Here is an 11,660-nt window from a genome sequence, read left to right on the forward strand (position 1 = left end):
TTAAGCGAAGCCGGGAACCGGGCAGCGGCCGGTGGCTTCCAGTTCGCCCGACAGCCAGGCGTTGACGGCTTCCAGCGCGGGCGCGGCGAAGCCGTAGGTCATCAGGGCCGGCGACTGGATGTCGAGCGCCTGGTACGGGTTCCACAGCGCCAGGTGCAGGTCCGGCTTCCAGTTGTTGCGGGCGTTGTCGCCGTAGCGCAGGCGCGAGGTCGACGCCAGCACGGTGAAGCGGCCATCCTGCGGCAGCGCCGACCAGTCGAAGGTGTTGGCGTCGGCGAAGGTGACCAGTTCCACGTCGTACAGTTTGCCGAGCGAGGCGGCGACGGCGGCTGCCGGTACACCGGCTTCCGACACGCCGTCACTCACCACGTCCTGCCGCACCACCAGGCGCAGCTTGCTGCCTGCGGCCGGGCGTTGCGGATTGCCGCGCGCGGTCAGGCTGCGGCGCCAGCCTTCGGCCATGATGACGCGGTCGGCCGCGTCTTCCTTGTAGGAGCGCTGCTGGCAAGGGTAGGCTTGCGCCAGCGCGTCCAGGCGCGCCAGGCGCTCCTCTACGGCGGCCTGCGACAGCGAACCGTCGGCCAGGGCGGCGGCGATCGCGTCCAGGGTTTCGTTCTGGGTTTCGGTGGTGCCCAGGGCCATCACCATGTCGGCGCCGGCGACCAGCGCGCGCACGGCGGCATTGCCGACGCCGTAACGGCCGGCGATGGCGTGCATGTCCATGCCGTCGGTGATGATCACGCCTTTGTAGTTCCACTGCTGGCGCAGGATGCCGTCCAGGATGGCGGGCGACATGGTGGCCGGATTCTCGGCGTCGATGGCCGGATAGACGATGTGGGCCGTCATCATGGCCGGCGCCACCGGGGCGGCGGCGCGGAACGGCGCCAGCTCCAGCGCGTCCAGCTCCGGCAGGGCCTTGTCGACGGTCGGCAGATCGCGGTGCGAATCGACGTGGGTGTCGCCGTGGCCGGGGAAGTGCTTGACGCAGCAGGCCACGCCCTCGGCATGGCTGCCCGCCATCCAGGCCATGGCCAGTTCCACCGCGCGCTGCGGCTCGGCGCCGAAGGAGCGCTCGGCGATCACCGGGTTGTCCGGATTGTTGTTCAGGTCCAGCACGGGCGCGAAGTTCCAGTTAAAGCCGAGCGACTTGGCGGCGCGCGCCACGGCGGCGCCGGTGCGGTAGGCCAGGTCGGCATCATCGGCCGCGCCCAGGCCCATGGCGGCCGGCGGCGCCGGCACCCAGGTCGAACGCACCACGGCGCCGCCTTCCTGGTCGATGGCGATCAGCGAGTTCGGGCCCATCGCTTCGCGCAGGTCGGCGGTGAGCTTGGCCAGCTGGACGGAGTCGGTCATATTGCCGCGGAACAGGCACACGCCGCGGATGCCGTTGGCGCGGATGAAGTCCACCGTGGCCTGCTCCAGCACTGTGCCAGGGAAGCGGATCATGATCAGTTGTCCCGCGATTTTTCGTAGTTCTTGTGTGCTCATTTAACTGCTCCGTCCATGCCGCGCATGAAGTAACGTTGGGTGAATAGGAATGCCGCCAGGGTCGGCACGATGGTGATGATGGTACCCGCCGCGATGACGCGCGTGCTGCTGCCAAAGGTGCCGCGCAGGTACAGCACGCCCACCGACAGCGGGAATTCGTCCGGCTTGCTCATGACGATGGACGGCCAGATGTATTCGTTCCATGCCTCGACCGCGGTCAGGATGCCGACCGTGGCCAGCCAGGGCGCGATCAGCGGCAGCATGATTTTGGTGAAGATGGTCCACTCGGACGCGCCATCGACGCGGGCCGCATCGATCAGGTCCTGCGGTACCTCCTCGAAAGCTTGCTTGAGCAGCAGGATGGCGACCGCGTTCACCACATTCGGCAGGATCACGCCGGTGTAGGTGTCCACCAGCCCAAGTTCGGTCACCGTGATGAAGTTGACCAGGAAATTGACTTCCGACGGCAGCACCATGGTGGCCACGATCAGCCCGAAGACCAGCTTGCGGCCCTTGAAATGCAGGCGCGCCAGCGGATAGGCGGCCATGGAGCAGAGCACCAGCTTCCACAGCACGGTGAAGAGCGTGATCAGGATCGAGTTCTTGAGGAAGGACCAGATCGGGATCACGCGGAACACTTCCACGAAGTTCTCCAGCGACGGCTCTTTCGGCCAGAACGTCGGCGGGAAGGCGAAGATATTGCCCTCGGTGGAGAGCGCCGTCACCAGCGTCCACCAGAAAGGGAAGATGCATAGCAGCGCAATGGCCCCCAGCACAAAGTATTGGACGGCCTTCTTCATCGGTGCTTCGGCTTCAGGTAGCGCAGGCAAAGCAGGGCGATGCCGATGCAGATCAGGGAGACGATGAAGCTGGCGGCCAGGGCGCGCGGCAGCTTGAGGTGCTTCAGGCCCTGGTCGTAGGCGTAGTACAGGGCAGTGAAAGTGGAGTTCATCGGACCGCCCTGGGTCAGCACGTCCACCTCCTGGTAAGCCTTCAAAGCACCCAGCACGGAAAGGATGGTGCAGACCATGATGGTCGGGCGCAGCATGGGCACGGTGATGTGCCAGAACCGCTGCCAGCGCGAGGCGCCGTCCAGGATCGCCGCTTCCTGCATCTCTTGCGGCACCGACTGCAGGGCGGCCAGGTACATCACCATATACCACCCCAGTCCGCGCCACAGCGTGACGAACATGATGGCCGCCAGCGCAAAGGTATCGTCCTGCAGCCAGCCGATATGGGTGCCGAGGATGTAATTGAGCGCGCCATGCTCATGGAACATGAAGCCCCACATGATGCCCACCACCGAAACGGTGGTCACCACTGGCACATAGTAGGCGGCGCGGAACAAACGGATACCGGGCAGCTGCGTGTTCACCAGCACCGCCAACCCCAGCGCGCCCAGTTGGACGCAAGGGACGATGAGCAGGAAGACCAGCGAATTTTTCAACCCGGTGACGAACATCTCGTTATTGAAGATGTAGCGGAAATTATCGAAGCCCACCCAATGCGTCGGCCGCACCAGCGAGAAGTCGGTAAACGCCAGTACCGACCCGAACAGCACCGGCCAGAACGCAAAGACCGCCAGCAGCACCAGCGCCGGCGCCAGGAACAGCCAGGCAGCAAACGTACGGCTAACAGGCACGCGGCTCATGGCGCGGCCTCCGCCGCCTTTAGCTTACGGTTCCAGATGGCCACCGCGGCGTCGAGGGCTTGCTGGATGTCCTGGCGGCCGGTGACGCCGGCTTCCACGGCTTTCACCAACGCGCGGCGCAGCTCGTCGTAGTCTTCGACGCCGGCGACGTACATGGTGCGCGAGTGGGGCATGGAGACGGCGCCGGCGGCGACGGCTTTTTCGGCGGCGCCGGCGTTGGGCGGCACGGCGGTGAAGAAGGGGTCGTTGGCGGCGCGCGCGGAGGCCGGGAAGACGCTGGCCTGGCGCGCGAATTCGAGCTGGTTCTCGTCGCTGGTGAGGAAACGGGCGAACTTGCCGATGCCAGGCAGGTCTTTCGCCGGTACCCGCGCGGGCACGCCGAAGTGGATCAGCCAGCCGCCGTCGGCAATGCCGGTCGGCCCGAGCGGAGCGGGGGCGACGCCGGTGATGGCGTACACCTCGCGCGCGTCGGCCTGGATGCGTTTCAGCGCTGTCGGCGGCGCCAGCAGCATGCCCAGCCGGCCGCTTTTGTAGGCTTCCACGGCGGGCGGGAAATTGTCTTCGGCGAACAGGCCGTCTTTCAGCAGGCCGCCGACGCGGTAGGTGTCGGCCAGCTTGCGTACGAAGGCGACATGGGCGGGGGAGTTGAAGACGGCGCGGCCGCCCGCCAGCACGGGCAGGCCTTGCTGCAGCATCAGGCCGTCGACCTTGGACAGGGCGGGGCACAGGCCGGCCTTGCCGGTGCGCTGGGCGATCTGGCGCGCGAAGGCGAGCTGCTCGTCGAGGTTGCGCGGTGCGTGGGCAATGCCGGCGGCCTGGAAGATCTCGCGGTTGTAGGCGATCACCGCGACATTGCTGTACATGGGGAAGCCGTAGGTCTTGCCGCCGAAGGACAAGTCCTGCAGGGCGCTCGGCAGGTAGCGCGTGCGTTCGGCGCCGAGCAGGCTGTCGACCGGTGTCAGCAAGCCGTCGCGGGCGAATTCTTCGGCCCAGGGCACATTGAGATTGACCAGGGCGGGCGGCTTGCCGGCGACGATGCGTGTCACCAGCTTGGTCTGGATAATGTCCCAGGGGAAGTCGACCCATTCCACGCGCACGCCGGGATTGGCGGCCTGGTAGCGCTGCACCACGCCTTCAAAGTACGGCGTGAAACGCGGCTTCATGCTGAAGGTCCAGAACTCGATGTGCTGCTGCGGCGCGGCGGCGCCGGCGGCGCTGGCCACGGCCATCAATGCAGCTAGCAGGAGTCTGTTCTTCATCGATGGCCGCGCCGGTGGGTCAATGCGTTTTGGTGACTTTGTTCAGGTGGCGTGGACGGTCCGGGTCCAGGCCGCGCGCGGCGGACAGTTGGGCCGCCATCACGTAGAAGGCCTGGATCGCCACGATCGGGTCGAGGTCCGGGGTGGCCGCCACCGGCAGGGTCAGGTCGCGTTGCGCCACGTCTTCCGGCGCCGCCAGCAGCACGCGCGCGCCGCGTCCGCGCATGTCTTCCGCCAACGCCAGTAGGCCGGCCTGGGTCGGGCCGCGGGTGGCGAAGATCAGCAGCGGGTAGCCTTCTTCGATCAGGGCCATGGGGCCGTGCTTGATCTCGGCGCCGGAGAAGGCTTCCGCCTGCAGGGCCGAGGTTTCCTTGAACTTCAGCGACGCTTCCAGCGCCACCGGGAAGCTGATGCCGCGTCCCACCACCATGATGTTGCGCGCCGGCGCCAGCACTTCAATGGCGGGCGTCCAGTCCACCTGGCAGGCGGCGCGCAGCGCTTGCGGCAGGGCGGCCAGGCCGTCCAGCAATTCGGGGTCGTTCTGCCAGTGCGCCACCATGCGTGCGCCGGCCACCAGCGAGGTGATGAAGCTCTTGGTCGCGGCGACCGATTGCTCCTTGCCAGCGCGCAGCGGCATGGCCCATTCGGCGCTGTGCGCCAGCGGCGAATCGGCGTCGTTGACCAGGGCCACGGTGGTGGCGCCGCCGTCGCGGAAGTAGCGGATCGGTTCCACCACGTCCGGGCTCTGGCCCGATTGCGAGACCGAGACCACCAGCGTGTCGCGCGTGATCAGCGGCGATTTGTGCAGCGTGACCAGGGACATCGGCAGCGAGGCGACCACGCGGCCCAGGCGCGACATGATCAGGTAGGCGATGTAGTTGCAGGCGTGGTCCGAGCTGCCGCGCGCCACGGTCAGGGCGGAGGTGAACGGTGTGCTCCTCAGTTTGCGGCCCAGCTCCGCGTAGCGGTCGCTGTCGTTCGCTAACTGCTGTTCCACGCAGTCGGCGGCCGACAGGGCTTCTTTAAGCATCATTGAGGTCACAACGTTCTCCTTCGATATAAACGGCTTTCAGTTTCAGGTCCCGGTCCATCACGACCAGGTCGGCATACGCACCGGGCGCCAGGCGGCCGCGGTCCTGCAGGCCGAGGTAGTCGGCCGCATGGGTGGAAACTCGTTGGGAGGCGTCGGCCAGGTCGAGGCCCAGCCCGACCAGGTTGCGCAGGGCCTGGTCCAGCGTCAAGGTGGAGCCGGCCAGGGTGCCGTCGGGCAGGCGCACGCCGCCCATGCACTTGTGCACGATATGGCGGCCCAGCATGTACTCGCCGTCCGGCATGCCGGTGGCGGCGGTGGAATCGGTCACGCAGTACAGGCGCGGGATGGCGCGCAGCGCGCCTTTGATCGCACCGGGATGCACGTGCAGCAGGTCCGGAATCAGCTCCGCATATTCCGCGTGGGCCAGGGCCGCGCCGACCATGCCGGGCTCGCGGTGGTGCAGGCCGCTCATGGCGTTGAACAGGTGGGTGAAGCCGGTGGCGCCGTGGTCCAGCGCGGCCACGCCTTCCTCGTAGGAGCCGAGGGTGTGGCCGATCTGCACGCGCACGCCGTGCCCGGCCAGGTCGCGCACCAGGTCCAGGTGGCCCGAAATCTCCGGCGCCACGGTGATCACGCGCAGCGGCGCCAGTTGTTCCAGGCGGTGCACTTCTTCCAGCGAGGCGGCGCGCGCGAAGTTCGGCTGCGCGCCCAGCTTGCCGCTATTGATATACGGGCCTTCCAGGTGGGCGCCCAGCACGCGCGCCTCGCCCTTGCCGCGCTGGCGCACGGCCTTGCCGATCGCGGCCAGCGCCAGGTCGATGTCTTCCGGCGGCGCGGTCATGGTGGTGGCCAGCATGGAGGTGGTGCCGTGGCGGGCGTGAATGGCGGCAATCGCGTGCACGCTGTCGCCGCCTTCCATCACGTCCTTGCCGGCGCCGCCGTGCACGTGCAGGTCGATAAAGCCCGGCAGGATATAGTCGTCGCTGTTGTGCGCCGGGTCGGCGCTGTTGCCGGCAACGCCCGCAATGCGCTCGCCGAAGCTGATGGTGCCGTTCAGCCAGCCCGACGGTGTCAGGATATTGCCTTTGATTGCCTCGTTCATCGACGCGACTCCGCTACGAATTCATAATAGTCACTGCGGCAGTAGGAGTGGGTCAATTCCACCGCCGCGCCGTTGTCCAGGTAGCTCACGCGCGTGATGTGCAGCATGGCGGTGCCGGGCGCGATATTGGCCAGGCGCGCCTGTTCGGCATTGGCGTTGATGGCGCGGATGTGCTGCAGCGCGCGCATCGGCACATTGCCGGTGGCTTCCAGGTAGCCGTACAGGGAGCCGCTGACGTTGGCCGGGTCGGGCATGTACAGGGCCGGAATGGTCGAGGTTTCGATCGCCATCACCACCTCGTCCGCCGTGCGCAGGCGCTTCAGGCGCGCCACCGGCATACTCGGCGACAGGCCGAGCGACAGCAGTTCGATCGGCGCCGCCATGCCGATTTCGCGCTGCAGCCAGCGCGAGCCGGCGGTAAAGCCGCGCTGGCGCAGCTCCTCGGAAAAACTGGTCAGGCGCGACAGCGGCTGTTCCAGCTTGGGCGTGATGTAGGTGCCCGAACCGCGCCGCCGCGTCAGCATGCCGCGTGCGCACAGCATGTCGATCGCCTTGCGCGCCGTCACCCGCGAGATGTTGAGCATGTCCGACAGCACCCGTTCGGACGGCAGCGCTTCGTTGGCGCGCCAGTCGCCGCTGGCGATGCCGTCGGACAGCTGGTTCGCCAACTGCATATACAACGGGGTATCGCTGTCGGGATCGGGCCGGAACTCGCTCAACTGGGATAGCACGGGCTACTCCTTCAAGTGTTGTTGGATCAGGCGTAAGCCACCCGCGGCCGAATCGCCCTTGGGTGGAACAATGCGTTGCAGCAGGGCCGGCGGCAGGTAGGCGCGCATCGGCTCACCGAGCCCGCCGCACAGGGCGATCGGCAAGGTGCCGCTGGCGTCCAGGCCGTGCGCGATCAAGGCCACTTGCTGGCCCGCCTCGACCAGGATGCCGCGCGCGGTGGCGTTGCTGTCGGCATGCTGCAGGACCAGGCGCGCCAGCTGGGCGTAGGCGGTTTGCGAGGCGTTCGCCAGCCAGACCTGGATCCGCTCGCGGTTGCCGCCGCAGGCTTCGATCACGGCGTCGGCAAAGGCGCTGCCGGGCACGCGGCGGTCCAGCACTTGCTGGATATGGTTGATGGCTTTGAGCCCGATCCAGGCGCCGCTTGCCTCGTCGCCGGCCGGGAAGCCCCAGCCGCCCACTTCGTGGCGGGTGCCGTCGGCATGCAGGATTTCGCCCACGCTGCCAGTGCCCAGCGCGATGATGGCGCCGGGCCGGCCCTCGTGGGCGCCCAGCACGGTGGTGAAGGCGTCCGTCTCCAGCGCCACGGCGGCATAGCCGGGATTGGCGGCGACAAAGTTGGCAGCCCATTGTTTATTGTGGACGCCGGCCAGGCCGAGGCCGACGGCGACGCGCTCGCGCGGCGCGGGCGGCAAGCCGGCGGCGGCGAAGGCGCGGCTGATCGCTTCCTCGACAGCGGCCCAGGCATTCTTAATACCATGCAGCAGGCCGGACGGGCCGGCTTGGCCTTCGCCCAGCAATTGCCCATCGGCGCGCGCCAGGCGCACCCGCGTGCCGCTGCCGCCACCATCGACGCCTATCAGGAATTCAATCATTTTTTCACGGGATGAAAAGGACTGTGGCGACTATATTGGCAGCACACCAGCTTGTCAACAGGTATTTAACTGGTATTGTTTCGGTTCGCATTGATACCACACCACTAGAGCTTAAGTCCTTGATTGCAAAGGACATGGTGTGGATGGGTAATGGTATGCTTTTTGGTATGGACGAAAAAAACCCGGCCAGGGGCCGGGCGGGAGGAAAAAGCTAATCGCTGCCGGCGCCGCAGGCGTCAGCAGCGATGTCGTCAATCATTCGGTGTGGGCGCCGCGACGGTCGATCGTCACCACACGCTGTTTATCGGAAACCAGTTGCTGGCCTTGCGCCGCCACCTTGCCTTGCACGTTCACGGTGGCATTGCCGGGGCCGCGCACATTGACTTCGGCCTGTTTGGCCAGCATGTCGCGCGCATCCAGGCTGCCGCTGCCGGACATTTGCACGTTCAGGGTGCTGGTCCAGCCGCGCAGTTGCACGCCGCCGGGGCCGCTCATGCTGACCTTCACCTCCTTGCATTCCGGCTCGGCCTGCAGCTCGCCCGAACCGCGCACATCGGCATCCAGCGAGTCGCTCACCTTGCTCAGGTAGATATTGCCCGGGCCCTTGCTGCGCGTGACTGCCTTGGCCACTTTGAGCTGCTTGGCGTCGAGGTCGCCGGAGCCGCTGACATCGGCATTCAGGGTGGCGCTGCTGCCGGACAGGTTCATGCCGCCGGGGCCGCTCAGGCTGACGCGGGTGTTCTGCGTTTGCAGGCCGCGCGCCTCCAGGTCGCCCGAGCCGTGCACTTCGGCGTCGAATTTCTTGATATTGCCGCTCAGGCAGGCGCTGCCAGGGCCGTTCAGGATGGCGCTCACGTTCTCCACCTGCAGGCTGCATGCTTCCAGGTCGCCCGAACCGGACAGGTCGACGCGGATGTCGCGGCTGCTGCCGCGCAGCTCCACATTGCCCGGGCCGCTGACCGAGGCATTGATCTTGTTGGCGCGCACGTCGCTGGCTTCCAGGTCGCCCGAGCCGGACAGTACCGCGTTCAAGTCGCCGGTAATGGCCGGCGCGGTCACGTCGCCCGGACCGGTCATCACCAGGTTCAGGTTGGTGGTGCGCATGCGGTGCAGGTGCAGGTCGCCGCTGCCGCTGGCCTTGACGGTCAGCTCGGCCGCGCTGCCCGACACGCTCAGGTCGCCAGGGCCGGTGCTGATCAGCTTGAACTCGCGGCTGTCGACCCGTTCCAGTTCCACGTCGCCGCTGCCGCTGGAGCTCAGGGCGGCCAGGCCGCTGGCGCTGATCTTCACGATCACCGGTTCGCGCTGTTTGCCAAAGCTGAAGACCCAGTGGTTGCGGCGCAGCGGGCGGATGTGCAGGGTGTCGCCCTGGACCACGGTTTCCAGCTGTTCCACCTGGCGTTTCGGGCCGCTGACCTCCACCGCCGGCGCGCCTTGCGCGTTGACCAATACCTTGTAAGGACCGTTCACTTCGATGCGGCTGAAGGCTGTCACCGGACGGTTTTCGCGGGTCGGCGTGTTGTCGGCTTTTTTCTCGGTGTCCGAGGGCGTGGCGTGCAGGCTCGAGACGCCGAGGGCGATCAGGGAGAAGGCGGCGCCGTAGGTGATCAGCTTTTTCATTTTGATTATCACTGTCCAGGTTGGGATGGTGCAACGATAGGGCAATTGGCCCCGGGCCGGGCCGGGAAAAAGACAGACGCGCAAAAACGGGGAACGAACTGCATTTTTCCAAGGCCGAAATGCACACGGCTTGATCCAAAAAGTTGTGCTTTCCCCTTGAAATGTCATAATGCTCGTCAGGAGAGAGACTTATGATCAAGTACTTAGGAACCAAGGCGACCGACCAGGGTGGAACGGTATACGTGTTCCTGATCAATGGTTTGCAGAAGGAAATCCGCGAAGGTTCTTTGAAGCAATACCCGGGCTGTTACGAAGCGTTGCCTCCCGCCGCCAAAGCCAAGATCAGTGCCAACCGCGCCTGGATGCAGAAGCTGTAAGTGATGCCGGGACTGCGACTCCTTTGCGCTGGCCTGCTGGCCGCGACCACCCTGACGCATGCCGCGCCGCCATCCCATTTCGGCGTGGTGCTGGGTAACGGCTTGCTGTGCCGCGACCAGACCTCCAACCGCTACTACTTCGATTACCTGAGCCAGCATTTCGGGCCGCCGTACAAGCGCGAGGGCGGGGCGTATTGGTTCCGCACCGAGGAAGCGATTCTGTGGGGCGTGCCGGTGCTGGAGGTGATCGTCAGCGATGAAAGCTTCCCTTACCGCTTTGTCGGCGCGGTGACCGACACCACGCCGGAGGAACTGGAGAAGGCGATCCAGCGCCAGGACGGGTTCTCGTATGCGAAAATCGACGCTTCGCGCTATCCGGTGCGGGAGTCCAAGCCGGGCAGCCGGATCGTCTATTTCAACACGCGCTCCAAGATATACTGCGCCAAATTCAAGCCCTTGCCACCTGCGCTGCGCTAAGCGCCGACCATGTACACGCAATACTTCAACCTTAAACAGCTGCCTTTCTCGATTGCCCCGGACCCGCGCTACCTGTTCATGAGCGAACGGCACCGCGAGGCGCTGGCGCACCTGCTGTATGGCGTAGGCAGCGGCGGCGGCTTCGTGCTGCTCACCGGCGAGATCGGCGCGGGCAAGACTACGGTGTGCCGCTGCTTCATGGAGCAGATTCCGGCGGATTGCCGGCTAGCCTATATCTTCAATCCGAAACTGACGGTGGCGGAACTGTTGCAGTCGGTGTGCGATGAGTTCCGTATTGTGCTCGGCGCGGGAGCACACAGCGTCAAAGCGTATGTGGATGCGATCAATGCCTACCTGCTGTCGTCGCACGCGGCGGGCTTGAATAACGTGCTGGTCATCGATGAGGCGCAGAACCTGTCGTCGGATGTGCTGGAACAACTGCGTTTGCTGACCAACCTGGAGACCAGTGAACGCAAGCTGCTGCAGATTATCCTGATCGGGCAGCCGGAGTTGCGCGGCATACTGGCGCGGCCTGAACTCGAACAACTGGCGCAGCGCGTGATTGCGCGCTATCACCTGGGGCCTTTGTCGGAGGCTGAGGTGGGGAGCTATATCCAGCACCGCCTGGCAGTTGCAGGCGCCGGGGCGGTGGAGCTGTTCCCGCGCGGTCTGCTGCGGCGCGTGCATCAATTGAGCAAGGGTGTGCCACGCCGTATCAACCTCTTATGCGACCGCTCCTTGCTGGGGGCTTATGTTGAAAATCGCGCGCAGGTGAATGCCACCATCTTGCGGCGCGCGGCGGAGGAGGTGTTTGCAGGGGAGGGCGCGCCAGCGGCGCGCGCGCGGCCGTGGCGCCTTGCAGCCGCTGGCGTCCTGACCGGCGCCGCGATTACGGCGGCTGCCGCCTGGCAGTTGATGCCATCCAACCCGGCTCCCGCCAGCGCCAGCGCCGCGCCGTCCGCCGCTGCTTCGTCGCCCGTCACCGCGCCGTCGCCAGCCCCCGTGCAGCGGGCCGCAGGCGCATCGTCGCCCGACACCGTGCCGCCACC

13 protein-coding genes are annotated in these 11,660 nt (G+C 66.2%); 4 read left to right on the top strand and 9 right to left on the bottom strand.

The window, feature by feature from the left end; genetic code table 11:
• The 8 genes from nagZ to GTP41_RS06045 are packed head-to-tail and all read right to left on the bottom strand — an operon-like array spanning position 1 to position 8,137.
• Positions 1 to 1,488 carry a beta-N-acetylhexosaminidase gene (nagZ, locus tag GTP41_RS06010; RefSeq protein WP_161024655.1) on the bottom strand — a complete coding sequence of 496 codons (1,488 nt, stop codon included), beginning with the start codon at positions 1,486 to 1,488 and terminating at the stop codon, positions 1 to 3.
• Positions 1,485 to 2,288, bottom strand: coding sequence for a carbohydrate ABC transporter permease (locus tag GTP41_RS06015; RefSeq protein WP_161024656.1), 804 nt, complete (start codon positions 2,286 to 2,288; stop codon positions 1,485 to 1,487). The genes nagZ and GTP41_RS06015 overlap by 4 nt, the downstream gene beginning before the upstream one ends.
• On the bottom strand, positions 2,285 to 3,139 hold the full coding sequence (locus GTP41_RS06020; protein ID WP_161024657.1) for a carbohydrate ABC transporter permease: 855 nt from the start codon (positions 3,137 to 3,139) through the stop codon (positions 2,285 to 2,287). Before GTP41_RS06020 ends, GTP41_RS06015 begins: the two co-directional genes overlap by 4 nt.
• Positions 3,136 to 4,398 carry an ABC transporter substrate-binding protein gene (locus tag GTP41_RS06025; protein WP_161024658.1) on the bottom strand — a complete coding sequence of 421 codons (1,263 nt, stop codon included), beginning with the start codon at positions 4,396 to 4,398 and terminating at the stop codon, positions 3,136 to 3,138. Before GTP41_RS06025 ends, GTP41_RS06020 begins: the two co-directional genes overlap by 4 nt.
• Before the next feature lie 19 nt (positions 4,399 to 4,417).
• Positions 4,418 to 5,431, bottom strand: a complete 1,014-nt coding sequence (locus GTP41_RS06030) for an SIS domain-containing protein (RefSeq protein ID WP_161024659.1) — start codon at positions 5,429 to 5,431, stop codon at positions 4,418 to 4,420.
• Positions 5,421 to 6,533 (bottom strand): N-acetylglucosamine-6-phosphate deacetylase, encoded by a 1,113-nt coding sequence (nagA, locus tag GTP41_RS06035; RefSeq protein ID WP_161024660.1) that lies wholly within the window; start codon positions 6,531 to 6,533, stop codon positions 5,421 to 5,423. The genes GTP41_RS06030 and nagA overlap by 11 nt, the downstream gene beginning before the upstream one ends.
• Positions 6,530 to 7,207, bottom strand: coding sequence for a GntR family transcriptional regulator (locus tag GTP41_RS06040; RefSeq protein ID WP_161024685.1), 678 nt, complete (start codon positions 7,205 to 7,207; stop codon positions 6,530 to 6,532). The genes nagA and GTP41_RS06040 overlap by 4 nt, the downstream gene beginning before the upstream one ends.
• A gap of 60 nt (positions 7,208 to 7,267) precedes the next feature.
• Positions 7,268 to 8,137, bottom strand: a complete 870-nt coding sequence (locus tag GTP41_RS06045) for a glucosamine kinase nucleotide-binding domain-containing protein (RefSeq protein ID WP_161024661.1) — start codon at positions 8,135 to 8,137, stop codon at positions 7,268 to 7,270.
• Positions 8,138 to 8,172: 35 nt separating this feature from the next.
• Here GTP41_RS06045 and GTP41_RS06050 point away from each other — a divergent pair, with 35 nt between their 5' ends.
• The gene (locus GTP41_RS06050; protein WP_161024662.1) at positions 8,173 to 8,352 is read left to right on the top strand and encodes a hypothetical protein; all 180 of its coding nucleotides are present in this window, start codon (positions 8,173 to 8,175) and stop codon (positions 8,350 to 8,352) included.
• Positions 8,353 to 8,392: 40 nt separating this feature from the next.
• Here GTP41_RS06050 and GTP41_RS06055 read toward each other — a convergent pair whose 3' ends face one another.
• Entirely contained in the window at positions 8,393 to 9,757 is a 1,365-nt protein-coding gene (locus GTP41_RS06055) for a head GIN domain-containing protein (RefSeq protein WP_161024663.1), read from the bottom strand.
• A 191-nt stretch (positions 9,758 to 9,948) separates the two neighbouring features.
• Here GTP41_RS06055 and GTP41_RS06060 point away from each other — a divergent pair, with 191 nt between their 5' ends.
• The 3 genes from GTP41_RS06060 to GTP41_RS06070 form a co-directional block, all read left to right on the top strand.
• Complete coding sequence (locus GTP41_RS06060; RefSeq protein WP_161024664.1) at positions 9,949 to 10,134, top strand: hypothetical protein; 186 nt, start codon at positions 9,949 to 9,951, stop codon at positions 10,132 to 10,134.
• Positions 10,135 to 10,137: 3 nt separating this feature from the next.
• A complete protein-coding gene (locus GTP41_RS06065) occupies positions 10,138 to 10,611 on the top strand; it encodes a hypothetical protein (RefSeq protein WP_161024665.1) in 474 nt (157 codons plus the stop codon).
• Positions 10,612 to 10,620: 9 nt separating this feature from the next.
• Positions 10,621 to 11,660: ExeA family protein (locus GTP41_RS06070; protein ID WP_161024666.1), on the top strand; the 1,040-nt coding region annotated here is incomplete at its 3' end.

This window comes from Pseudoduganella guangdongensis, from assembly GCF_009857475.1.
Classification (GTDB): Bacteria; Pseudomonadota; Gammaproteobacteria; order Burkholderiales; family Burkholderiaceae_D; genus Rugamonas; species Rugamonas guangdongensis.